The sequence below is a fragment of the Rickettsia australis str. Phillips genome (genome assembly GCF_000273745.1).
Classification (GTDB): Bacteria; Pseudomonadota; Alphaproteobacteria; order Rickettsiales; family Rickettsiaceae; genus Rickettsia; species Rickettsia australis.
The window spans coordinates 21,213-46,680 of sequence record NZ_AKVZ01000003.1 but is presented as its reverse complement, the minus strand read 5'-3'; the positions used below and the strand labels follow the sequence as shown (position 1 = coordinate 46,680).

The following is a 25,468-nucleotide window of genomic DNA, read 5'->3' as shown; positions in this document are numbered from 1 at the left end:
AGGTTTATTTTATGTCTAAAGAACAAATTAAACAGAAATTATTATTACAAGAGCAACTTTTTAAAGTCCTAAAAACAGAAGATACAGAATTGAATGCCAAAATATCTAGAGCCTGCGAGGCCATTGCTTCATCTGCTATTGATCTTTCTAAGGACCAATCACCTACTACTGCAAGTCTATATGTTAATCAAATGGCATTAGCCAATTTGGATGGTCGTGGTTTGGCTAAAGTCACAACAATAATAAAAAATGCATTCCCAGGAGATAAATACAGGGAATTCAGAGAAATAATCGATGCACCTCTTTTACAGCATTTAGTTATGGAAGAGGCAATTAAACGACAAGTTGGATTAGAGGATAGCCGATATAACGCAGATTACACAAAACTTGAAGAAATAAGAAATCCTAATGATCCTAAAAAAGTAATTGATGCTATGCTACGTGATAAGAGAGTAGCACAGCAAACTGAGTTTGAGGAGAAAGGAAAAAAGGCAGCAGGAGTTTCTGCCGGTTATGTTGCTAAAGATGAGCTAGGAAATACTTTTATTTTAAAACATTTTTATAAAACTCATGCTGCATGCCAAAAAATACAAGATAATAATGCACGAAAACAGGCTATTTCTGACCGAAGAGACGGGGTACAAGAATTAATAGGCTCCACCATGTATCAATTTTTATTACATGATCGAGCACCAAAAGAAGGGTTGGTAAAAGCAGATGAAAAACACCCTGATTCACTTTATGTACGTTCTAAATTTTTTGATAATGCTGTAACACTAACAGAGTTTTCCGGTTTATCAGGTCAAACTAGAGTCAGAGCTAATGATCAAAATTTAAAAAAGCTGAAAGGATTTGAAAAAGCCATAGCTGCTTGTCATATGCTGGGGGAAGTAGATTATCATGCTGGTAATTTAATGGTGCAGGATGGTAAAACAATAACCAAAATTGATCACGGCCGCTCTTTTTTAGCATTTCATAAGGATTTTGGCAGTATGATCCAATCAACAAATAAAATGTTTGCACATCCTGGAGTCGGCTACAGTGCTGCTATTAAAGCAGGTAATTTCTCATTTAGTATTGATAAATATAGCGAATCGTTAAATCAAATGATAAGTCAATTTGATGAGAAACAGATGGAAACAATAGTTGATCAAAAAATTGATGAATTAAAAAAAGCTGGGTTTGATCCAAAAAATATTGCGTTATCCACTAATATTAAAAATTTTGATGATTTGAGGAAACACTATAAAAGCAGTATAAAAGAAAATCTTATTAATATGCAAGAAGTTGCTAAAGGAGCTGAGATAGTAACAAAATTCAGTAATGTTTTACCTGAATTTAACAATGGGGGTTGGTTAGAGGCTTTCGCTCACTCACCTGTAAAAGATCCGGTACTCTATGCAATAAATAATAACATTAAAATTGAAGGCATAGATGCTAAAGAGTGGGCGTATGAAAATAATTACCAAATTAAAACTTCTATAGGCTTGAAACAAGAAATAATCAAAGAACAACAATGGAGCAAAGATTTAGAAGGAAAATGGAAAGAAAAAGAAGTTGAGGTTAAGAAAGATAAAGTAGAAGTAGAAATTTTTGATCCTTTAAAATCAATGCGTGCACAAGATAAATCTACAGGCGAAAAGTTGGAGTCACTAATCGTTGATTTTACAAAGCAGGCAATAACTAAAAACGTAACCGATAAAAAAGTAACAAAATTCTACGACAATATAATGAAAGAGCTAAAAAAAGAAAATTATCTTACTGAACAGGATGTTAAGGGTATAAAGAAAGATTTAAAATATCAGGATAATATCGAAAATACAACCAACTTATTAAATGCTAAATCTTTCAAATTAAATGCCAAAGATACTATATATTACAAGGTGGGAAATTTTTGTGACAAGATAGGTTTATCTAACATTTCAAACTATTTTATGAAAAAAATTTCTCCTAAAAATTTAAATAAAATTCATGATACACAGAAGCTGATAGCAGAAAGTATAAAAATTGGCAACATATTAAAACAAAAAGGAAATCAAGGCATTCAGCAAAAAAGAGTAGAAGCAGTAAAAGAAATTGCATTCTCTAAATTACAAGCTAAAAGTGAAAATCAGAAACAAAGATAGGCATTGTTCAGGATATGCCTTCAACGTCATTGCGAGAGGAAGCGTTGATCAATTTCACCTCTGTTATCCCATGGCTTGACCACGTGATTCAGTTAAAATACTAAAATCATTATATTTGTTTATTATTTTTATGGACCTAGTTAGCAAGCCACGTTGTGATACAGTGGGTTTTACCGGTCCACGCAACAATATACCCTGCATACCCTGCTCGCAATGACGATTGAGATAACCATACAACAATGTCATAGCCCTAAGCAACAATTATAAATTCTTATTCTTTCTCTGCATTTTTTCTAGCTGACGGTGATAGCATAATGCTTAGCTCTTTTAGAGCTTTATCTTCTACATAGCTTGGAGCGTTCATTAGTAAATCTTCAGCTTGCTGATTTAAAGGAAATGCAATTATTTCTCTTATATTAGTAGCTTCTGCGAGTAGCATAACGATCCTGTCAATACCGGGAGCTATTCCGCCATGTGGTGGAGCACCAAACTTAAACGCTCTAATCATACCACCAAATCTCTTATCAACTTCCTCCTTACTATAACCTGCTATGGAAAATGCTTTATACATAATTTCTGGCTTATGGTTTCTAATAGCCCCGCTGGAAAGCTCAATACCATTACAAACAATATCATACTGGTATGCATTAAGTTCAAGTAGTTCTTCAGTTGTTTTAGCATTTTCTAAGGCTTCCAAACCACCTTGTGGCATAGAAAATGGATTATGGCTAAAATCAATCTTACCTGTTTCTTCATTTAATTCATAAAATGGAAAATCAGTAATCCAACAGAATTTAAAGCAATCTTTTGCAAGTAAATCAAGCTCTTCACCAAGTCTTATTCTAACCTTACCTGCAAGCTCTACAGCTTTTTCTTTTTTATCGCTAGCAAAAAATACGGCATCACCGTTACTAATACTAGCTGTAGCTTTTAGACTCTCTAATTGCTGCGGGCTTAAGAATTTTGCTACCGGTCCTTTTGCTTCACCGGTTTCACTAAACTGAATATAGCCAAGTCCACCTGCTCCTTCTGATATCGCAAACTCTATCATTTTATCGAAGAAACTACGAGGCAGTGTAGCTGCCTTAGAGGCAGGAATTGCACGAACTATGCTTCCTTTTTTAATATTTTCCCTGAAAATCGTAAAATCGGAATCTCTAAATATCTCAGTTACATCGGCAATTATAATAGGGTTACGTAAGTCAGGTTTATCAGAGCCGTATTTTAGCATAGATTCATTATATGGAATACGAACGAAAGGAGTCTCTGATACTTTCTTATCCGTAAATTTAGTAAATAAATCATGCATCACAGGCTCAATAGTACTAAATACATCTTCCTGTGTAACAAACGACATTTCTAAATCTAGCTGATAAAACTCGCCAGGTGATCTATCAGCTCTTGCATCTTCATCCCGAAAGCAAGGAGCAATTTGGAAATAACGATCAAAGCCTGAAACCATCAAGAGTTGCTTGAATTGCTGAGGTGCTTGCGGTAATGCATAAAACTTACCAGGATGCATTCTACTCGGTACTAAGAAATCCCTAGCACCTTCAGGAGAGCTAGCAGTTAGGATTGGCGTTTGAAATTCGGTAAAACCTCTTGCCGTCATCAAGTGACGAATATGAGAAATAATTTGTGAGCGGAGTATTATATTATTATGCAATTTCTCACGTCTAAGATCTAAAAAACGATGTTTAAGCCTTGAATCTTCCGGAGCGTCTTTTTCGGTATTAATAACAAAAGGTAGAGTGTCTGCAGCTGACTCAACAATAAATTCGACAACTAGCACTTCAACATGACCTGTCGGAAGCGTATTATTAATTGTGTCCTCTGACCTTGCTACAACTGTACCCCTTACCGTAATTACCGACTCATAACGCAAACGGCTAGCATCCTCCATAAGCTGTGGATTTTGATCGGTAAATACGATTTGAATTATACCATAATGATCACGTAAATCTATGAAAACCAGATTACCGTGATCTCTTCTTCTATGTACCCAGCCGGATAATTTAACTTCTTTCCCAACATCGGATATTTGTAATTCGCTACAATTATGAGTTCTGTATTTATGCATTTTTATTTCTTTATTATACGATTTCCCCTATATTATATACATAAAATCGTAAATTTTCGCAAATAAAAACTAAAATTTTATCTTGATATTACAGCAGCCTTTTGCTTTGATGGGAGTTGCGGATAATTTTGTTGTTGAGGTTTTACTTGATTTAACTCACCTTTAATCCATTCATATATTGCTTTCTTAGGGTTTTTAATTATCTCTGCAACATTTTCTACTAAATTTATTATGCCTTTAACTAACGATAATACATCTTTTGCTATTTCACCTATAGAATTATTACCTGCTTGTAGTTTTTCTTGATCTTTATTGGACAAATTACTACGTATGTTATGCATTCTTGATTTAAGCTCATCTTGTTCTAGCTCTTCTTTTGTAAAATGCAACTTCAGTTTTCTATCCACAATTTTTTGTTCTTCCGGAGTTAAATTTTTGTATTGATCAACAAGCTTATTAACTTTTTCTTGTTCTTCTGGTAGTTTTGAAATATTTTCAGCAACATTTGGCATTTGTTTCTCTTATAAAGTTAAAACATATTAATTTTGCCTATTATATATATTTTTTAACTTTATACAAGAAAAACTTGTATAGAAATTACCCTTTGAACGTAGCCTTAATACCTAGAAAGGCTAAAAAATTTCGTAATTCTTGACGTGCAAGCACGTGTGAGCTATTAAATGCTCTATCATATTTTGCAGTTTTTAGATCAAGTAATGTTAGACCTTGTAAAAATAACTCCCTATATATTACACGTTCACTAAATCCTTCTGCAAGTTTAAAGTTAATTCTTTTAGCAAGTTTAGCTAATACATTCCCTACGCGTCTTTTATTTAATGCATCAAGATTACTTAAACGATTACGAAGTATTACCCAATCTATACTAATTTTATCACGACTAGCACGCTCCATTTTCTGTTCCCAAATCATTTGACTATATATTGATGGGCTAATAATTTCATCATTGCTATCAATTGTTGCTATTACGTCTAAATCTAGAAAACTATCATTAATCGGTGTAATAATTGTATCGGCGTAAGAATGAGCAACTCTTGATAAAGGAGTATGACTACCTGGGGTATCAATCACTATATAATCGGCATCCGGATTATTTTTGAGTACCTGCTCAAAATGCTTAGCTTGCTCTTCTATCTCTCCTTCAGATATATGAAAATGTTTTGGTACTAATACGGCTTTATCAGGATTTTGTTGATTATATAAATCTCGATTTTTTAAATAGCTTGTTAAAGAACCTTGCCTTGAATCGGTATCAATACTTACTACCGAGCAATTTTGATAAAGCAGAGCTATTATCAAATGCATGCAGCAGGTAGTTTTACCTGCCCCGCCTTTTTCATTACCTATAACAAATATATAAGGTTTATTTATTGTGTTCATAATTATATTCAGAATAAACAAAATCTGCTCGGTGTCATACCGTGGCTTAACCACAGTACCAAAAAACAACTAAAAATACTAATAAAATTCTTAATTATTATTGGATCCCGTGGTCAAGCCACGGTATGACAACAAAAAAACAAGCTATGCAACAACGCCACTAAAAGCAAGAATAACGTTAAATATATTCTTTGATAAACTTTTCAAGTAATCTAACACCATACCCCACTGCCCCTTTCGGACCGAGTGCTGAAGCTTTATTACTATTTGCAACGCCTGCTATATCTAAATGAGCCCAATATACTCCCTCTTTAATGAAACGTTTAATGAAATGTGCAGCCGTACAGCTGCCGGCAGCTCCCGGTACGTTCCCTATATTTGCCATATCGGCTATGTCGGAGTTAATCATCGCATCGTACTCATCATCAAGAGGCATTCTCCAAAGTTTTTCATTAACTTCTTTCCCTACTTTTATTAACTTATCAGCTAACTCATCATTATTGGAAAAACAACCGGCATATGTACTACCGAGTGCTACAGTTATCGCTCCTGTTAGAGTTGCAACATCAATCACGCATTTAGGCTTAAATTTTTCTTGTGCATACCAAACTGCATCGGCAAGTACTAAACGCCCTTCTGCATCGGTATTTAAAACTTCGGCAGTTTGCCCTGACATAGTAGTTACCACATCCCCTGGACGCTGTGCATTACCGGATGGCATATTTTCTACAAGCCCTACAACACTGACTATATTTACAGGTAATTTTTGACCGGCAACCGCAATCATAGCACCCACGACTGCTGCAGAACCTCCCATATCGTATCTCATTAAATGCATATTACTTGACGGTTTTAATGAAATGCCACCGGTGTCAAAAATCACTCCTTTACCAACCAAAGCAATAGTCGGAGCCTCTTTACTGCAGCCTTTATATTCCATCACTACTAATTTTGACTCGTTTTGTGAACCTTGACCAACCCCAAGTAATGCACTCATACCAAGGTTTTTCATCTCACGTTCACCGATAACGTTAACATCTACTCCCAACGGTTCAAGTATATCAACTATTCTTTCAGCATAAACTTGCGGAGTTTTAATATTTGACGGTTCATTACATATATCTCTTGTAAAAAATACTGCCTCTGCAATTAATTTTTTAACTTTAAATAATTTTGCTGTTTCAGTGCTATTATCAGTAAAAATTTCAATTGACTCTACTGCGAACTTCTCTGCTTCTTTTAAGGTAGTTTTATATTTATCAAATCTGTAAGAAGCAAGAAACGCCCCGCTAGCAACTAAAGATGCAAATGTTTGAGATGTAAACCTACTAATTCTATTTGTAAGTTTTAAGCCGATAGTAGAAATTTTACAACTGGTTGCATGCTGTAAGATTTTGCCGCCTAACTCTTCGATTTTTGCTTCAGTTAATTTTTCTTCATTCCCAAGACCTGCTATTATCAAATATTTAACCTCACCTGATTTAATGACAGACGGAATCACCTTGATTTGTCCATATTTACCGGTAAATTGCAGTTTATTCTGAATAGTTTTAGAAATTAATCCGTGATGTTGTTGATCAAGTCCTATTAAATTACTATCAAGCTTTAACTGTTCATCAATAAAAACTACTATACCTTGATTAGTAGATAATTCTTCATTCACAAAGTTTATGTTAAGCATACTTATCCCTTATATTACTTTTGACTTTGGGTAATTCTATTGATCTTGATACAACTTTGCAAGTATTATTAATTGATTTAAAATAAAATTTCATTAAAATAGCATTTGACAAATGTTAATATTTTTTATATTTTGCTAACGAAATTAGTTAAATTTAAGTAATAATATGCCAGTACATGACATCACTTCTCATTTAATTAAGCAGAAGTATACAATGATTAAAACATCATGTGAACTAAACCAAGATATGGGTGACATTTATAGACTCACGCCTCATCCAATACGATATACTTGTCTTAACTATTTACAGTTATTGTCTCTACCTATATCGCTAGCATTTTATGTAACAAAGCTTTGTTTTACGGCTAATCCTGCATGGACATGGATAGGGGTTAATATTTTGTATAAAAAGATGGATCAAGCAATAGCCAAAAAAATATTACACGGCTTACCTGACGAAATAGAAGCAAATCAAAATATACCTAAAATTGTCGAGCATGTATTTAAAAGATATGAAGAAAACCCTACATTAACCCCTCTTATTGAACCTACATTTATACAAAAATTTTTAGCAAAGATCGGTAAATATATTCCTGCTTTTTCTAAAATAGTAAAGTTTTGGCATGAAGGAGGAATTAATTATTCTGATGAAATACAAACAAAACGAGAATTAATTGACTTTATTTATAAGCAAATTGTTTCTAGAGCTTATGAAGTAGGTAAAAAAGGAGAAAAGCTTGAAATAACGGATGTGAAAGCACTTTTCCCAGAGATAAATTTTGAAGACAAAATCAATACTGAATCAGAAAATCTTGAAATAGAGAAAGTAGAAGTCAGTAATGAAGAGCCTTTAATTTCTGAATTGCCTGTTAGACATCTTTCTAAACCAGCTTATGAAGAAGAATTTAAAGAAGATACGGCACACAGCACCGCAGCGTATATAGACATATGTGAGGATACAATTCTAGGCTCGACGTTTAAATTACCTCTAGAAGCGGGGTTTGAGAAAATGTCTATTGATCAAAAACACGAAAAAGCTACGATTACTACTAATGCAAATAATGGTATTAACCCATTAGTAAACTTACTCATGTTAAAAGCTTTATATGATGGAATGTGTCAAGAGGCACTGAAAACTTATGTTGAACGTTGTGTAAAAGAAATTCAGATATCTAAAAATCAAGCAATGCTTGAAAATTCCCGATATGAAGATTCTTTAGCAAAATTACAATTATACGGTAATTATAACTATGATAACAATGATACGTATATCTTTGAACAACCAGTACCTTATTTAGGCCAAACCTACGAGCATTTAACAGCACCGATTGCTTGTTATTAAAAATCATTCCTACGAAATAAGAAAAAGCCTACAGAAACTAAGTTTTTTATAGGCTTTTTTTGTTAATAATGCGTAAAGGTTATTTTGCTTGGTTCCCACTTCTAGCTAGGAAAGTATTGTTGCGTGAACTAATAAATGCTCTCTATGTCATGCATGCGAAAGCAGGAATGACATAGAATAAAAATTGTCCTGTACTATAGTTATCCCCGCGTGGATACCTATAGATCGTCATTGCGAAGAGCGAAGCGACGTGGCAATCTAGAAAATAATAAACAAATTCTGTAAATCAGAACTTTTCACTGTTATCCTGTGGTCAAGCCACGGTATAACAGTAGTGAAATTGAGCCATGCAGCAACTCTTAGGTCGTTCGCCAATGACGACTTTCAGTATACACGCAATAAAGCCTTACAAGCATCAAGTATATTTATACATTTTCTTCATCAAGCTTCACAGCTGCTTTACGCATTTTATCCATAAAGTAACCGGTTCCAGCAGGTACTAATCGTCCAACTATCACGTTTTCTTTTAATCCTCGTAACTTATCTATTTTACCCGCAATAGCTGCTTCCGTTAAAACTCTAGTAGTCTCTTGGAATGATGCCGCAGAGATAAACGATCTAGTTTGCAGAGAAGCTTTAGTAATACCTTGTAATATTAATTGTGCTTCAGCAGGTTTTAAACCGTTTTTAATAGCTTTTTCATTTATCTCCTCGAATTCATGTCTATCTATTTTTTCACCTGCTAATAAGGTAGTGCCACCTGAATCCGTGATTTCTACTTTTTGTAACATCTGACGAATAATAACTTCTATGTGCTTATCATCAATCTTTACACCTTGTAGACGATAAACGGCTTGAACCTCTTTAACAATATAATTTGCAAGAACCTCTACACCCATTACTTTTAAAATATCTTGAAGTACTGGATTACCATCAATCAATAAATCGCCTTTTTTAACAAAGTCACCTTCGTTAACTACAACATGCTTACCTTTAGGTACCATATACTCAATAGACATTGTTTCATCAATAGGATGTATAATAATACGTCTCTTAGATTTATAGTCTTTACCGAATTCTACTCTACCATCAACCTCAGCAATAACTGCGTGATCTTTAGGGCGTCTTGCTTCTACAAGCTCGGCAACTCTCGGTAAACCACCGGTAATATCTTTAGTAGTGGTTGATTCTTTTGGTATACGTGCAATAATATCACCTACAGATATTTGTACTCCGTCTTCTACGCTTAAAACTGCTCCAACCGGCAAGTAATATCTAGCTTCTAAACCATTTGATAAGGTGATAACTTCACCTTTAGCATCTAAAAGCTGTATACGCGGACGTAATTCTGCACCGCGTGAATACTGCTTTGATTCAATAATAACTTTACTCGGTATTCCAGTAGCTTCGTCAGTTACATCACGAATAGAAATACCATCAACCATATCTTTGAATAAAACTTTACCTGATTTCTCCGTGATAATCGGTATAGTATAAGGATCCCACTCCGCTAGTTTTTGAGTTTTAATAACCATATCACCTTCATCAACAAGTAATCTAGCACCGTATGGAATTTTATGACGAGCCTTTTCATTACCATTATTATCAATTAATAATAATTCACAATTTCGGCTCATAACAATTTTGCGTTCTTCTGAATTAATAACAACGTTACGATTTATAATTTTTACTTTTGCGCCATAGGAAGCTTCTACGGAAGAAACTTCAGCACCTTTTGTTGCCGCTCCTCCGATATGGAAAGTTCTCATTGTAAGCTGCGTACCTGGTTCACCGATAGATTGAGCAGCAATAACCCCGATTGCCTCACCCTCTGACACCAACGTACCGGTAGCAAGATCCCTACCGTAACATATGCTACATATACCGGTAGTACTTTCACAGGTTAATACGGATTTTATCATAATTCTGTCGAGTCCAGCCGACTCAATCTGCTCTAACTTTGCTTCATTAATAAGCTCGCTTTTATTGAGAATTAGAGCATTAGTTACAGGATGAAATATATCGATAGCAGCAGTACGACCTAAAATCTTTTCAGCTAAAGGTACTATAACTTCTCCCCCTTCAATAACACTCTTCACTTCAATCCCTTTATCAGTGCCACAATCTTTTTCGGTAATAATACAATCTTGTGCAACGTCTACTAATTTTCTTGTTAAGTAACCTGAGCTTGCCGTTTTTAAAGCCGTATCTATTTGCCCTTTACGCATTCCGTTAGCAGAATTAAAACACTCAAATTCAGTTAATCCTTCTTTAAAGTTAGAGATAATAGGAGTTTGTATAATTTGACCGTTTGATTTGGTCATTAAGCCTCGCATACCGCCTAACTGCTTAATTTGCTGGAAAGAACCTCTTGCTCCGGAGATCGCCATCATATATATAGCATTTATTTTTTGATGATTCGGATTATCACTAACCGGCGGCGTAGCAATCTCTTTCATCATGTCGTTTGCTACTCTATCGGTACATCTTGACCAAGCATCAACTACTTTATTGTATTTCTCTCCATAAGTAATTAAACCGTTTGAATATTGTTGTTCAAATTCTTTTATTTCAAGCTGAGTTTCATTGATATGAGTACTCTTAGATTTCGGTACTACCATATCGTCCATTCCAAAAGAAATACCTGAAGAACAAGCATATTTAAAACCTAGTTTCATTAGCTGATCGGCAAAAATTACTGTAGCTTTTTGACCACAGTGGCGATAAACTAAATCTATAACTAATGATATATCTTTTTTAGTTAGTTGTTTATTAATAAACTTGAACTCTATATTAGGATTAGAAGGCAATAATTCACCAACCATTAACCTACCGTAAGTAGTATCAATAATAACAGGGACCATTTTACCTTCGGCATTTAGCTGATTTCTACGATATTTTATCTTTGCATGAATAGTTATAAATTTATTATATAAAGCATGTTCCATCTCAGCTAAATCTGAGAACATCATCCCTTCGCCTACTTCATTATCAAATGCAAGGGTTAGATAATATAAACCAAGTACTATATCTTTATCCGGTACAATAATGGGACGTCCGTTTGCAGGGCTTAAGATATTATTTGTAGACATCATAAATACCCTAGCTTCAAGCTGTGCTTCAATCGATAACGGAATATGTACCGCCATCTGATCACCGTCAAAGTCTGCATTAAACGCAGCACAAACAAGCGGATGAAGCTGAATCGCTTTACCTTCGATTAATAGTGGCTCAAATGCTTGAATACCTAATCTATGCAATGTCGGAGCTCTATTAAGTAAAACCGGATGCTCTCTTATGACTTCTTCAAGCACATCCCAAACTTCAGGCTTTTCAGCTTCCACCATTCTTTTTGCGGCTTTAATAGTCGTAGCAATACCGTACAACTCAAGCTTAGAATAAATAAACGGCTTAAATAGCTCCAATGCCATTTTTTTAGGTAAACCGCACTGATGGAGCTTAAGCTCAGGCCCGACCACGATAACCGAACGTCCTGAATAGTCAACCCTTTTACCAAGTAAGTTCTGACGGAAACGACCCTGCTTACCTTTAAGCATGTCACTTAATGACTTAAATGGACGCTTATTAGCATTTTTCGCTGCTCTACCGCGACGACCGTTATCAAATAACGCATCCACCGCTTCTTGTAACATTCTTTTTTCGTTTCTGACTATTATATCAGGAGCTTTTGACTCTATTAATTTCTTTAAACGATTATTTCTATTAATTACTCTTCTATAGAGTTCATTTAAATCCGAAGTAGCAAATCTTCCGCCGTCAAGCATCACAAGCGGTCTAATTTCAGGAGGAATAACCGGTAAAACATCCATAATCATCCATTCCGGCTTGTTTTCCGACTCTAAAAAATCCTCTACTAATTTTAAACGCTTTACTAATTTTTTCTTTTTGACTTCTGAAGAAGTAGTTTGTAATTCCTCATATAATTCTTGCTTTAACTTTGAAAAATCAAGCTCTTTAAGCATTTGTTGTATTACTTCTGCACCTATAGAGGCAGTAAATGCATCTTCACCGTACTTATCTTTTGCTTTCTGTAATTCTTCCTCTGTTAAGAGTTCGCCTTTTTGTAAAATAGATAACCCTGGATCAACTACTACATAATTTTCAAAATAAAGAATCTTCTCTACATCTCGCATTGTCATATCAAGAAGCGTACTAATTCTTGAAGGTAGTGACTTTAAAAACCAAATATGAGCAACGGGAGCAGCAAGTTCAATATGCCCCATTCTTTCACGTCTTACTCTAGAAACCGTAACTTCAACACCGCATTTCTCACACGTAATACCACGGTTTTTCATCCGCTTATACTTACCGCAAAGACATTCGTAATCTTTTACTGGACCAAAAATTCTTGCACAAAATAAACCATCTTTTTCAGGTTTAAAAGTTCGGTAGTTAATTGTTTCAGGTTTTGTTACTTCACCGAAAGACCACGAACGTACCTGATCAGGACTTGCTATATTAATCCTTATTTGATCAAATTGTTGAGTATTACTTAATTGTCCGTAAAAATTTACTACGCTCATAAATACTTTTCCTTAAAAATTACTCGTACTCTAAAATGTCACTCCGTGGCTTGACCACAGGATAACATTAATTTATTTTTCTGGATTGCCACACCTACTTCGTTCGTTCGCTATGACGATTTTCGGGTCATACAACAAGACCAATACTATGCAGAACAATATACTTCGAACAAATTAAATAGTAGGTATACGAAGGTCAATTTCAAAAAGAGCAAGAAGTCCACAAGACGAGGAGCGGAGCGTATACTTAACACGTGAGCACCACAAAATTTGCTAGACGACATAGCCAATTCTTGAAATTGACCAAATATACATTTAACTCGAAGTTACTTCAAGCTTTACGTTAAGACATAAAGATCTAAATTCTTTTATCATAACATTAAATGATTCAGGAATGCCTGATTCAAAATTATTTTCACCACGTACTATAGAATCATAAGTTTTTATCCTACCGTTTACGTCATCCGACTTAACCGTTAACATTTCCTGTAACGTATAAGCAGCACCATAAGCTTGTAATGCCCAGCATTCCATTTCTCCGAAACGCTGTCCACCGAAATGAGACTTACCTCCAAGCGGTTGCTGCGTTACTAAGCTATAAGGTCCTATAGAACGAGAGTGAATTTTATTATCTACTAAGTGATGCAGCTTCAGCAAATATTTCTGTCCAACGGTCACTAGACGGTCAAAATATTCACCGGTTCTACCGTCAATTAATTTTACTTGTCCTGAAGGATCTTGACCGGCAAGTTTTAACATATCTTTAACGTCCTGAACTTTTGCTCCGTCAAATACAGGAGTTGCAAAATGTACGCCTTTACTTACTGTATTACAGAAGGAGATAATCTCTTCTTCCGATCTTTCAAGTATATAATTAATATTCTCTCCGTATAGCTCAAGTAAAAATTTCTTAATTTGCTCAATACCTATATGTTTATTTTTATATTCCTTTACTAAGTTAGATATTTTTTTTGCTAAATTTATTGATGCCCACCCAAGATGCGTTTCTAAAATCTGTCCTATATTCATACGTGACGGAAGACCTAGAGGATTAAGAACGATATCTACCACAGTTCCATCTTCTAAAAATGGCATATCTTCTTCAGGTACGATACGTGAAATAACACCTTTATTTCCGTGCCTTCCTGCCATCTTATCCCCAGGCTGTAATTTATGCTTAGTTGCGATAAATACTTTTACTACTTTTAAAGCTCCCTGAGGTAAATCATCACCGCTTTGCAATTTCTCTACCTTAGTAGCAAATCTTTTATCGAGGGCATTTTTTTTCTCATCATAATGAGTCTTTATCTGCTCTATTTCATTCATTACATTTGCATCTTCCACGGTAAGCTGCCAAAACTGCCCTTTAGATAAACTTTTTAGCATTTCAGTAGTAATAGTTTGTCCTGCTTTTACTTGCTTAGGACCGTTAATAATCACCTGCCCTACTAAAAGCTTTTCAAGCCAACTAAACACAAAATGCTCAATAATTTCTAATTCATCGTCTCGGTCTTTTGCTAATTTTTCAATTTGTTGTTTTTCAATAGCAATAGCTCGCTGGTCTTTTTCTACACCCCTACGAGAAAATACCCTTACTTCTACTACAGTTCCGCTAACTCCAGAAGGTACATGCAGCGATGAATCTTTTACATCAAAAGCTTTCTCCCCGAAAATAGCACGTAGCAGCTTCTCTTCAGGAGTAATAGGCGATTCACTTTTCGGTGTTACTTTTCCGACTAAAATATCACCGGCTTTTACTTCTGCACCTACATAAATTATTCCGACTTCATCAAGATGACGCAACGCTTCTTCACTTACATTCGGTATATCACGGGTAATTTCTTCAGGACCAAGGCGTGTATCTCTAGCTATTACTTCAAATTCTTCAATATGAATCGAGGTAAATACATCCTCTTTTACTATACGTTCAGATATTAAAATTGAATCTTCAAAATTATAACCGTTCCAAGGTAAGAAAGCCACAAGCACGTTTCTACCTAAAGCAATTTCACCGTTATCCGTACTAGGACCGTCAGCTATAATATCGTTTTTCTTAACATAATGACCAACCTGAACTAAAGGCTTTTGATTTATACAAGTATTATGATTGGATTTTTGGAATTTTAATAAATTATAAATATCAACAGAAGGAGAACCGTCAATCTTTTGTTCTAGAGTTCTAATCACGATTCTATTTGAATCTACCTGCTCAACAATACCGTCATGTAATGCAAGCACCGACGCTCCAGAATCTTTAGCTACTACCCCTTCAACTCCGGTACCTACAAAAGGTGCGTCCGTTTTAATTAAAGGAACAGCTTGCCTTTGCATGTTTGATCCCATCAAAGCACGGTTAGCATCATCGTTTTCTAGGAAAGGTATAAGAGAAGCCGCAACCGATACTACCTGCATAGGAGTCACATCAATAAAATCTACCTCATGCGGTTCTACCATTACAAAATTACCGCCTTCAACACGACAATTGATAAACTCTCCTTGCAGCTTTCCATCTTTATCAACTTTAGAATTTGCTTGTCCGATTTTGTATTTACCTTCTTCAATAGCAGAAAGATATATCACCTCATCGGTTACACGCCCATCTTTCACTTTTCTATACGGACTCTCTATAAAACCGTGTTTATTTATCCTAGCGTAAGTAGCCATAGAATTAATTAACCCGATATTCTGACCTTCAGGTGTTTCAATAGGACAAATACGCCCGTAATGAGTCGGATGTACGTCACGCACCTCAAAACCTGCTCGATCTCGACTAAGACCTCCAGGACCAAGTGCCGACAGCCTTCTTTTATGAGTTATTTCCGATAATGGATTTGTTTGATCCATAAATTGGGATAATTGGGAAGTACTAAAAAATTCTTTTACGACTGAAACTAAAATTTTGGAATTTACTAAATCATGAGGCATTACAGTATCAACATCACCTGCCGACATCCTTTCAATGACAGATTTTTCCATTCGAACTAAACCTATTCTAAATTGATTTTCTATCAATTCACCTACCGATCTAACCCTTCTATTACCTAAATGATCAATATCGTCTATTATACCTTTACCGTCTTTAAGCTCCACTAAAACTCTTACGATATTTTTAATATCATCAATTGTTAAAACCGTAACTTCTTCAGAAATATTCAGCTCTAACCTAGAATTCATTTTTATTCGTCCGACTTCTGAAAGATCATATCTTTCTGCATCAAAGAATAAATTATAAAACAGGCTTTCAGCCGCTTCTATATTAGTAGGTTCACCGGGTCTTAAAACTCTAAAAATGTCACATAATGCTGCCTCACGGTCCTGATTCTTATCAGCAAATAAGGTATTTCTTATATATGGACCGGATTGAGGATTGATTACTAATACGTTAACATTTTTAATTTTAAGATCATTAATAACATTTAGCATATCGCTAGTTATCATTTCACCGATTTTTGCTAATACTTCATCGCTTACAGGATCTCTTAAATCTTCGGATAGATATTGGCCGATTAAAGTTTCATGAGCTACTAAAATATTATTAAGACCTTCACCAAAATATTTTTGAGCCAAACGCGGAGTAATTTTTTGTCCTGCCTTTAGTAGAACATTTCCAGTATCTGCATCTACTAAATTACTTGTTAAACGATGAGCAGTAATATGCTGAGGTATAAATTTAACCGCCCAACCTTTATTTTTAACAAGCTTATAAGTTACTGAATTATAATAAAATTTTATAATTTCTTCAGTACTCATACCTATAGCTCTAAGCAAAGTAGTAGCATAAAGCTTTCTTTTTCTATCAATCCTAAAATAAATAACATCTTTAGCGTCGAATTCTAAATCAAGCCAAGATCCTCTATATGGAATAACACGAGCAGAATATAAAAGCTTGCCGGAAGAGTGGACTTTTCCTTCATCATGATAAAAAAATACGCCAGGTGAGCGATGCATTTGCGATACAACTACCCTTTCTGTACCATTAATGATAAAAGTACCGTTTTTAGTCATTAATGGGATATCACCCATATATACTTCTTGCTCTTTAATCCCTTTAATTTCTCTAGTACCGGTATCCTCATCTATATCCCAAATACTTAACCTTAAAGTAACTTTAAGAGGAGCAGCATAACTTAAACTTCTTTGACTGCATTCTTCTACATCATATTTTGGAGTATCAAATTCATATTTTACAAATTCTAAATTAGCAATATTGGAGGAATCTGAAATAGGAAAAATTGAGTTTAATATAGATTGTAAACCTTTATTTTTTCTTTCAGAATCTTTAATATTTAACTGTAGAAAATTTTTTTCATATGAATTTTTTTGAATTTCAATCAAATTCGGTATATCTGCTACTAAATTTATGTGACCGAAGTTTTTTCTTATTCTTCTATTATGTGACAAGGGTTGTGCTTCTATATTATCCCTTAATGAAACCATATAATCTCCTGACTGATAAAATTACTGCCCGTATTGAAGTGATTAGATCCTATGCATTTTTAATAGAACAGTTATAATTATGGCTCTTTTTAGCTGTAAATCATAAGATTTTTTTTTGAAAAATTAATAAACTCTCCTCTCAAAAATCTTATTAATTTTTGCTTTAAAATATCCCCTAATTATAATCATTAATCACAAATGTTCAAAACCTAGGTCCTGTATATAAAATTTAAATTATTAATATTTTAAACGGCAAAATCTTTATTGAAATAGCTCCCTATTTCAATAAAATGCTTATAATTTGCAGTAAAATAAAATATACTGTGTTAAATTTTTTTACATAGCACTTAAATTAAAGAAACCTAATAAGTTTCCTATTTAGATCTTGTATAGGCTCTTCGAACATTTCTAAAAAGATTTGATTTTAGTTATTTGTTTGTTACAAAAAATTATAAAATTTTTTAAACATTAGGTACTGTTCCTTCAAAAATCTCATTAATTTTTATTAAAAATCAATTATAAATGTTCACAGAACCTAGAAAATTTCAATAATTTAAATTTCTAGACGTATGATACGTTAACAAAATTATTTTAATCAATAAGATTTTCAATGTAATAGCTTTAACCTATTTCAAAAAAATAACTTACATTAACTTTAAAATAATTTTTAAACAAAAAAGCCTTATTCAAATTTAATTACTAAAATAAGGCTTTTTAGATTTTAAGAAGTTAATTTAAAGCTATAAAATATTTTATCATGTAATGCAAAAAACATTAGGTCCTGTAAAAAAATTAATCTATATTTAGTTATTTTTGATTGAAAACCACAAGACTTTTTTTGGAATACAGATAACTGTGCCAACAAGAATCTTACTAATTTTTACTTAAAAACATCTAAAAATACGCATCATTTAATTTTTCTTTACAGAACCTAGTGCAGAAATAATTATTTTAATTCAACTTTTGCTCCGGCAGCTTCTAACTTACCTTTGATTTCTTCAGCTTCTGCTTTTTTCACATTGCTTTTCATAGGCTTTGGAGCTTCATCAACTAATTTCTTAGCTTCAATTAAACCAAGACCCGTAATATCTTTTACGACTTTAATTACTTCAACTTTCTTATCACCTGCAGCCATTAAAACTATCTCAAACTCAGTTTTTTCAGCAGCTGCTTCAGGCGCAGGAGCTAATGCACCAGCAGCTGCGACAGCTACAGGTGCTGCTGCAGATACGCCCCATTTTTCTTCTAGCATTTTCACAAGCTCAGCTGCTTGCATTAATGTTAATGATGATAATTGTTCTTCAATTTTAGCTAAATCTGCCATAATTTTTTCCTTTTTACTTTTTTTATATTGAGAAATTACTGCATCAAGTATTTCAAAGTTAATTAAATTCTTTTTTGCTGCAAATTATAAGATTTTTTTAAAATAAGAACAATTTCCTATAAAAACCTTATTAATTTTCACTATAAAAGCGTTTTAATTATTAATTAAAATCCCTAGTGCAGTAACCTTTAAGTTAAATTTTTACTAGCATGTGCTTGTATTACTCTCGCCATACTCGAAGATGGGGCTTGTAAAACACCTACAACCTTAATAGCCGGTGCTTGTAATAACCCAACAATTTTACCTCTAAGCTCATTAAGTGAAGGTAGCTTAGAAAGTTCTTTTATTGAATGTTCATCTAATACGTGATTATCGACTATTCCACCAATAATCTTAAGATTATCATTAGCCTTAGCAAAATTAACTATTAATTTTGCTATCTCAACCGGTTCTTTAGAATAAACAATAGCAGTAGGGCCTGCAAATAAATTAGCAATACTATCAAGCCCTGTTTGATTTGCAGCTATTTTTGCTAAAGTATTTTTAACTACTTTAAAACCTGCTTCTTTAGATTTAAGTGATTCTCTAAGTGAACTCACTTGACTAACGGTTAACCCATGATAATGAGTAATAATTACGGAGGGCGATTCTTTATAAATATTTACAATATCCTCTACTGCTACCGACTTTTCTGATCTTAACACCTTTTAATTCTCCTTTTATAACACAGTTTAATATATTAAAACTGATACAAATGCTTAAAATAACAAAATTTTATTATTATTACTATACTACGTTAAACGGCTATAAAAATTATGCTATACTAGTCAAATCTATTTGTACCGATGCTCCCATAGTAGAAGATAAATATATTGCTTTTAAATAATTTCCTTTTAATCCGGCAGGTTTCGCTTTAATTACTGCATCAATGAACGCATTTAAATTTTTTAATAGATCTTGGTCTGAAAAAGATAATTTTCCAAGCCCTGCATGAATTATACCTGCTTTCTCTGCTCTATATTCTACCTGACCGCTTTTAGCATTTTTAATAGCATTTTTAATATCCAAAGTTACGGTACCAAGTTTAGGGTTAGGCATTAAACCTTTTGGTCCTAAAATTCTTGCAACTGAACCTATCGCTGCCATCATATCGGGAGTAGCTATACATACATCGAAATTAATTTTCCCTGATTTAATTTCATCAATAATATTTGTTGAACCTACTAAATCTGCCCCGGCACTTTTCGCTTCTTCTTCTCTTTCTTCTTTACAAATAACGGCAACTCTTACGGTTTTACCTGTACCGGCAGGTAAATTAACTACACCACGTACCATTTGATCGGAATGCCTAGGATCAATTCCAAGCTTCATAACTATTTCTAAGGTTGAATCAAATTTAACATATGATGCTGATTTTAATTGCTCAACTGCATTTGTTAAATTATATAAAGTATCTGATTTTACTTTTTCTCTAGCTTCTCTTATTTTTTTACCGCCGCTAATTTTTACGACAACATCTTTCTTATTTGACATAATAATTAATTCCCTACCACTTCAAGTCCCATAGATACAGCACTACCACAAATAATTTTTGTTGCTGCTTCAATATCTTTTGTATTTAAATCAGGCATTTTTAACTTTGCAATTTCACGACAATCATCCATAGTAACTTTACCTACTATGGCTTCTTTCTTAGTAGCACTAGAACCTTTAGTAATTTTAGCATACTTCTTTAAAAAATAAGAGGCAGGAGGAGTTTTTATTTTAAAAGAAAAACTACTATCTTCGTAAACAGTAATTAAAGTCGGCAAAGGTACTCCTCTTTCCGTATCTTTTGTACTATTATTAAATTCATCACAAAATGTTTTAATATTAACTTTTCTTTGCCCAAGAGCCGGTCCTATAGGAGGAGCAGGAGTAGCACCGCCGGCTGGAATTATCAAGTTAATATAACCTTTTATTGCTTTCTGAGACATTTATAAATATCCTTATTTTTCTCTTAAATTAATTAATGTATAAATTTCTGCAAAAGCAGAAATCTCAAATAAAATATATCTTAAAAACAAGTGTTTTATAAGTTGTGCTAGATTCCTGCTTTCGCAGAAATAACATCAACGACCTTGATTAGACCAATAGCAACAACATACAACACAATATACTGATTAGTACAAAACTTTTAATCATTTTTCTTTACTTGGTTAAAATTTAGTTCTATTGGAGTTGCTTTACCAAATATTGATACTGAAACTTTTAGCCTATTTTTTTCTTGATCTATTTCTTCTACCATACCGATGAAAGTTTCAAAAGGACCGTCTGTAACAATCACTATTTCACCAACTTCATACAATTTAGAATTCTTTGCTTCTTTAGCTTCTGCTTCCAGATTATTAAAAATATTCTGTATTTCGCTTTCCGTAAGAGCTTTTGGTGCGGTTTTGCTTCCTAAAAAGCCAGTGACCCCAGATATATTTTTTACTAAATGCCAAGATTTATCAGTCATATTCATCTTTATCAAGATATAACTCGGCATTAGTTTTTTTTCTACCTTGACATTTTTACCTCGTTTAACTTCAGAAACTCCAAAAACAGGTATTAATATATCTTCAAAAAAATCTGTCATTTTCTGTTTAGCGATTTTTTTCAGCATATCTTCTTTAATACGTTTCTCTGCTCCTGATGCCGTATGTACTACATACCACTGCTTTACATTTTTTTTAGAAGAAGGCAATATATTATCTATACTCTGTTCTGTCACAATTTATTCCTTATACTATTTGCCGATATTAAGCAAAAGCTGCATTATGTTATGTATACTATAATCAAGTACCAAACAAATTAGGCTAAAAATAAAAACTGCTACTACTACTACTAATGTTGAAGCAACAAGCTCTTTTCTAGTTGGCCAAACTACCTTATAAGTTTCTTGTTTAACTTGTTCACAAAACTTATAAATTTTATATTCTTTAAACATATTTTTATTAGGTAATTTATTAGACTTCTTACAACATTCTACTTCTAGAGACAATGATCCAACACTGGAATTCTCACATACTAGCATGTACGCTACGATTCGAGGTGCAGTAACTTCTTGCAAATGTTTCTCTATAAGCAAATTTTGTAAAAACTCTATATTTTATAGCAAAAAAGCTCTAAACCTATAATGGCAGGAGCGACAGGCATCGAACCCGCAACCTCCGGTTTTGGAGACCGGCGCTCTACCAATTGAGCTACACTCCTATCATATTTTTAATAAAAAATCAATGAATTTATTAAAAATATTTGCTATTATTAAAAACTACTATAATATTAGTATTTCTAATTTATAAGCTGTCATAGTAAAACAACATTTACCTTTGCAAGACATGACATTAATTATATCTAATTAGACCCATCAATTATTTTTTAGCTTTAATAACATCAGCTACCTGACTCGGCACTTGATCATAATGAGAGAATATCATACTAAACTGAGCTCTACCTTGAGATAAAGACCTAAGCGTATTAACATAACCAAACATTTCTGCTAAAGGAACATTCGCAGTAACTACTTGAGCGTTTCCTCTTGGATCCATGCTTTGAATTTGTCCTCTACGACTATTTAAGTCACCTATAATATCACCCATATATTCATCAGGAGTGATAACTTCAACTTTCATAATCGGCTCAAGTAATTTAGGATTACCTTTCGTCATTCCCTCTCTAAACGCTGCTTTTGCTGCAATTTCAAACGCAAGTACACTAGAATCTACATCATGAAACGCACCATCAACTAAAGTCGCTTTAAAGTCAATCATAGGATAACCAGCAATAACACCGGTTTCTCTAATATTATTTAAACCTTTTTCAACACCTGGTATATACTCTTTAGGCACGGCACCACCAACGATTTTACTTTCAAAGACAAAAGTTTTATTTTTATATTCATCTTTTAGCTCTTTTACCTCTTTTAGAGGCTCAAAAATAATTTTTACACGAGCAAATTGTCCTGCACCGCCGGATTGTTTCTTATGGGTATAATCGATTTCGCAAGCTTTTGTTATAGTTTCACGATATGCTACTTGAGGAGCCCCAATATTTGCTTCAACCTTAAATTCTCTTCTCATACGATCAATGATAATTTCTAAATGGAGTTCTCCCATTCCTTTTATCACTGTCTGTCCTGTTTCATGATCCGTTGAAACTCTAAATGATGGATCTTCAGCTGCTAAACGAGAAAGTGCGAGACCCATTTTTTCTTGATCAGCTGTTGATTTAGGTTCTACCGCAAGCTCAATAACAGGCTCCGGAAATTCCATTCTTTCTAAGATTACTTGCTTATCCACATCAGACAACGTATCACCGGTAGTAGTATCTTTAAGACCTGCTAAAGCTACTATATCACCTGCTGATGCTTCTTTTACGTCTTCACGATTATTAGCATGCATTAATAGCATTCTACCGATTTTTTCTCTTTTATTCTTTACGGTATTAATAACAGTGGTGCCTGAAGCAATTTTACCTGAATATATTCTAATAAAAGTTAATGAACCGACAAACGGGTCATTCATAATTTTAAATGCTAAAGCTGCAAAAGGCTCAGTTACCGAAATAGGAAAATCTTTTTCTTCACCGGTACTTACTTCTATACCTTTTACTATACCTATATCAATAGGCGAAGGTAGGAAATCTACTACAGCATCAAGTAAAGGCTGTACTCCTTTATTTTTAAAAGCACTACCGCATAAAACAGGATAAAATGCTGCTGAAATAGTACCTTTTCTGATTAGTCTTTTAATCTCTTCTTCTGTTACTTCTTCACCTGATAAATATTTTTCCATAATCGTGTCATCTAACTCAACAACCACATCAAGTAGTTTAGTACGACATTCTTCAACCTTGTCTTTCATGTCTGCAGGTATCTCTTCTTCACAATACTCAGCACCAAGTGATTCATCTTTCCAAATCACTGCTTTCATTTTAATAATATCAATTATACCTTTAAAATTTTCTTCAATCCCTACAGGCAACTGAATAACAAGCGGTTTTGCTCCTAAACGATCTTTGATCATTTCAACACATCTATAAAAATCTGCTCCCATTCTGTCCATTTTATTGACAAAACACATTCTGGGAACATTATATTTATCTGCTTGCCTCCAAACCGTTTCAGACTGAGGTTCAACACCTGCTACACCGTCAAATACTGCAACCGCACCGTCAAGAACACGAAGCGAACGCTCTACTTCGATAGTAAAATCAACGTGTCCAGGAGTATCGATAATATTAATTATCTTATCTTGCCATCTACAAGTAGTAGCAGCTGAGGTAATGGTTATACCGCGTTCTTGCTCCTGCTCCATCCAGTCCATGGTAGCACCGCCCTCATGAACTTCACCTATTTTATGTGATTTACCTGTATAATATAAAATACGTTCGGTAGTTGTGGTTTTACCGGCATCAATGTGAGCACATATTCCTATATTACGAATATGCTCAAGTTTATTTATTTTACTCATTATATACCCTACCTTATTTCATTTTTTTAGGGCTAAAATGAGAGAAAGCTTTATTAGCTTCAGCCATTTTATGAGTATCTTCTTTCTTCTTAATGGCGACGCCTCTATTATTAGAAGCTTCAAACAGCTCTTCGGCAAGTTTATCAATCATCATTTTTTCAGAACGTTTTGACGCAGCATTAATAATCCAACGGCTAGCAAGAGCGTATCCTCTTCTTTCATCAACATGCGTCGGAACTTGATAATTAGCTCCTCCAACCCTAACAGAAGTTACTTCTAAATATGGCTTCACGTTATGCATAGCATTATTAAAAATTTGATATGGATCAACTCTATGCTTCTTTTCAATTTTATTAAAGGCTGAATAAACAATTTTCTCTGCAAGGACTTTCTTCCCTTCTTTCATAATATTATTGATAAATCTTGATAGTAAAATACTGTTATATTTCATATCAGGTAAAATTACTCGCTTTTCAGCAGCGTGACGACGTGACATTTTATTTTTTCTCTCTAACTAATAATTTATTTTTTTGTAACTGCAATTTGTTTACGAGGAGCACCATAACGTGAACGACCTTGCTTACGTCCTTTAACTCCAGCAATATCATATGCACCGAGTACGATATGATATTTCACCCCCGGAAGATCAGGAACCTGACCGCCTCTTACTAATACCCTATCATGCTCTTTTACACTATGCTTTTCACCGGGAATATATGCATTTACTGTTCTTTTATTACTTAAACGCACCGTTGCAATCTTACGAAGTGCAGAGTTAGGCTTTTTAGGGGTAACGGTTTTTACAACTAGGCAAACACCACTTTTAAAAGGATTAGATTCTAAGGCAGGAGATTTGGTCTTACGAATTTTTGACTTTCTCCCAAAACGTACTAATTGATTATATGTCGGCATTAAAAAATACTCCAAAAAAACTTATATATACGATAATTAAAGGGTGCAAAAATACTTCCACCCTTTATTTTAAATCATTTCTAAATACAAACTATAAAAATTTGTAAATTACACTAAATTTAAATTATA

At 33.8% G+C, this 25,468-nt stretch carries 17 protein-coding genes and 1 tRNA gene; 2 read left to right on the top strand and 16 right to left on the bottom strand.

Annotation, left to right across the window (positions count from 1 at the left end; genetic code table 11):
• The first annotated feature begins 11 nt into the window (after positions 1-11).
• Positions 12-2,126: a T4SS effector phosphatidylinositol 3-Kinase RisK1 gene (gene risK1, locus A452_RS0100555; RefSeq protein WP_014413172.1), complete on the top strand. Its 2,115-nt coding sequence runs from the start codon at positions 12-14 to the stop codon at positions 2,124-2,126.
• A 271-nt stretch (positions 2,127-2,397) separates the two neighbouring features.
• Here risK1 and aspS read toward each other — a convergent pair whose 3' ends face one another.
• The 4 genes from aspS to A452_RS0100535 form a co-directional block, all read right to left on the bottom strand.
• Positions 2,398-4,206, bottom strand: a complete 1,809-nt coding sequence (gene aspS, locus A452_RS0100550; protein WP_014413173.1) for an aspartate--tRNA ligase — start codon at positions 4,204-4,206, stop codon at positions 2,398-2,400.
• 77 nt (positions 4,207-4,283) lie between these two features.
• Positions 4,284-4,718 carry a hypothetical protein gene (locus A452_RS0100545; RefSeq protein ID WP_014413174.1) on the bottom strand — a complete coding sequence of 145 codons (435 nt, stop codon included), beginning with the start codon at positions 4,716-4,718 and terminating at the stop codon, positions 4,284-4,286.
• A gap of 85 nt (positions 4,719-4,803) precedes the next feature.
• Positions 4,804-5,604, bottom strand: coding sequence for a division plane positioning ATPase MipZ (locus A452_RS0100540; RefSeq protein WP_014413175.1), 801 nt, complete (start codon positions 5,602-5,604; stop codon positions 4,804-4,806).
• A gap of 178 nt (positions 5,605-5,782) precedes the next feature.
• On the bottom strand, positions 5,783-7,285 hold the full coding sequence (locus tag A452_RS0100535; protein ID WP_014413176.1) for a leucyl aminopeptidase: 1,503 nt from the start codon (positions 7,283-7,285) through the stop codon (positions 5,783-5,785).
• 166 nt (positions 7,286-7,451) lie between these two features.
• Between A452_RS0100535 and A452_RS0100530 the strand changes: the two genes are divergently transcribed.
• Positions 7,452-8,627, top strand: coding sequence for a palindromic element RPE1 domain-containing protein (locus tag A452_RS0100530; protein WP_014413177.1), 1,176 nt, complete (start codon positions 7,452-7,454; stop codon positions 8,625-8,627).
• A 425-nt stretch (positions 8,628-9,052) separates the two neighbouring features.
• Here A452_RS0100530 and rpoC read toward each other — a convergent pair whose 3' ends face one another.
• The 12 genes from rpoC to rpsL all read right to left on the bottom strand — a co-directional run bounded on the left by rpoC (position 9,053) and on the right by rpsL (position 25,339).
• Complete coding sequence (gene rpoC / locus A452_RS0100520) at positions 9,053-13,171, bottom strand: DNA-directed RNA polymerase subunit beta' (RefSeq protein WP_014413178.1); 4,119 nt, start codon at positions 13,169-13,171, stop codon at positions 9,053-9,055.
• 315 nt (positions 13,172-13,486) lie between these two features.
• Positions 13,487-17,608 carry a DNA-directed RNA polymerase subunit beta gene (rpoB, locus tag A452_RS0100515; RefSeq protein WP_014413179.1) on the bottom strand — a complete coding sequence of 1,374 codons (4,122 nt, stop codon included), beginning with the start codon at positions 17,606-17,608 and terminating at the stop codon, positions 13,487-13,489.
• A 946-nt stretch (positions 17,609-18,554) separates the two neighbouring features.
• Entirely contained in the window at positions 18,555-18,932 is a 378-nt protein-coding gene (gene rplL, locus A452_RS0100510) for a 50S ribosomal protein L7/L12 (protein WP_014413180.1), read from the bottom strand.
• Between the two features lie 188 nt (positions 18,933-19,120).
• The gene (gene rplJ, locus A452_RS0100505; RefSeq protein WP_014413181.1) at positions 19,121-19,636 is read right to left on the bottom strand and encodes a 50S ribosomal protein L10; all 516 of its coding nucleotides are present in this window, start codon (positions 19,634-19,636) and stop codon (positions 19,121-19,123) included.
• A 109-nt stretch (positions 19,637-19,745) separates the two neighbouring features.
• Positions 19,746-20,465, bottom strand: coding sequence for a 50S ribosomal protein L1 (gene rplA, locus A452_RS0100500; protein ID WP_014413182.1), 720 nt, complete (start codon positions 20,463-20,465; stop codon positions 19,746-19,748).
• A 5-nt stretch (positions 20,466-20,470) separates the two neighbouring features.
• The gene (gene rplK / locus A452_RS0100495; RefSeq protein WP_014413183.1) at positions 20,471-20,908 is read right to left on the bottom strand and encodes a 50S ribosomal protein L11; all 438 of its coding nucleotides are present in this window, start codon (positions 20,906-20,908) and stop codon (positions 20,471-20,473) included.
• Between the two features lie 200 nt (positions 20,909-21,108).
• Positions 21,109-21,687, bottom strand: a complete 579-nt coding sequence (gene nusG, locus A452_RS0100490) for a transcription termination/antitermination protein NusG (protein WP_014413184.1) — start codon at positions 21,685-21,687, stop codon at positions 21,109-21,111.
• 15 nt (positions 21,688-21,702) lie between these two features.
• The gene (gene secE / locus A452_RS0100485) at positions 21,703-21,903 is read right to left on the bottom strand and encodes a preprotein translocase subunit SecE (RefSeq protein WP_014413185.1); all 201 of its coding nucleotides are present in this window, start codon (positions 21,901-21,903) and stop codon (positions 21,703-21,705) included.
• Positions 21,904-22,093: 190 nt separating this feature from the next.
• Positions 22,094-22,169, bottom strand: a tRNA-Trp gene (locus tag A452_RS0100480).
• A 158-nt stretch (positions 22,170-22,327) separates the two neighbouring features.
• The gene (gene fusA / locus A452_RS0100475) at positions 22,328-24,427 is read right to left on the bottom strand and encodes an elongation factor G (protein WP_014413186.1); all 2,100 of its coding nucleotides are present in this window, start codon (positions 24,425-24,427) and stop codon (positions 22,328-22,330) included.
• A gap of 13 nt (positions 24,428-24,440) precedes the next feature.
• Positions 24,441-24,923, bottom strand: a complete 483-nt coding sequence (gene rpsG, locus A452_RS0100470; protein WP_014413187.1) for a 30S ribosomal protein S7 — start codon at positions 24,921-24,923, stop codon at positions 24,441-24,443.
• A 26-nt stretch (positions 24,924-24,949) separates the two neighbouring features.
• On the bottom strand, positions 24,950-25,339 hold the full coding sequence (rpsL, locus tag A452_RS0100465; RefSeq protein WP_014413188.1) for a 30S ribosomal protein S12: 390 nt from the start codon (positions 25,337-25,339) through the stop codon (positions 24,950-24,952).
• Positions 25,340-25,468: the final 129 nt, after the last annotated feature.

Excerpts from the sequence above, each read along its gene's own strand:
- rpoC (WP_014413178.1), bottom strand. The coding sequence starts at position 13,171 with ATGAGCGTAGTAAATTTTTACGGACAATTAAGTAATACTCAACAATTT.
- rplA (WP_014413182.1), bottom strand. The coding sequence starts at position 20,465 with ATGTCAAATAAGAAAGATGTTGTCGTAAAAATTAGCGGCGGTAAAAAA.
- aspS (WP_014413173.1), bottom strand. The coding sequence starts at position 4,206 with ATGCATAAATACAGAACTCATAATTGTAGCGAATTACAAATATCCGAT.
- rpsG (WP_014413187.1), bottom strand. The coding sequence starts at position 24,923 with ATGTCACGTCGTCACGCTGCTGAAAAGCGAGTAATTTTACCTGATATG.
- rplK (WP_014413183.1), bottom strand. The coding sequence starts at position 20,908 with ATGTCTCAGAAAGCAATAAAAGGTTATATTAACTTGATAATTCCAGCC.
- A452_RS0100535 (WP_014413176.1), bottom strand. The coding sequence starts at position 7,285 with ATGCTTAACATAAACTTTGTGAATGAAGAATTATCTACTAATCAAGGT.
- rplL (WP_014413180.1), bottom strand. The coding sequence starts at position 18,932 with ATGGCAGATTTAGCTAAAATTGAAGAACAATTATCATCATTAACATTA.
- rpsL (WP_014413188.1), bottom strand. The coding sequence starts at position 25,339 with ATGCCGACATATAATCAATTAGTACGTTTTGGGAGAAAGTCAAAAATT.
- rpoB (WP_014413179.1), bottom strand. The coding sequence starts at position 17,608 with ATGGTTTCATTAAGGGATAATATAGAAGCACAACCCTTGTCACATAAT.
- fusA (WP_014413186.1), bottom strand. The coding sequence starts at position 24,427 with ATGAGTAAAATAAATAAACTTGAGCATATTCGTAATATAGGAATATGT.
- risK1 (WP_014413172.1), top strand. The coding sequence starts at position 12 with ATGTCTAAAGAACAAATTAAACAGAAATTATTATTACAAGAGCAACTT.
- A452_RS0100530 (WP_014413177.1), top strand. The coding sequence starts at position 7,452 with ATGCCAGTACATGACATCACTTCTCATTTAATTAAGCAGAAGTATACA.
- secE (WP_014413185.1), bottom strand. The coding sequence starts at position 21,903 with ATGTTTAAAGAATATAAAATTTATAAGTTTTGTGAACAAGTTAAACAA.
- A452_RS0100545 (WP_014413174.1), bottom strand. The coding sequence starts at position 4,718 with ATGCCAAATGTTGCTGAAAATATTTCAAAACTACCAGAAGAACAAGAA.
- A452_RS0100540 (WP_014413175.1), bottom strand. The coding sequence starts at position 5,604 with ATGAACACAATAAATAAACCTTATATATTTGTTATAGGTAATGAAAAA.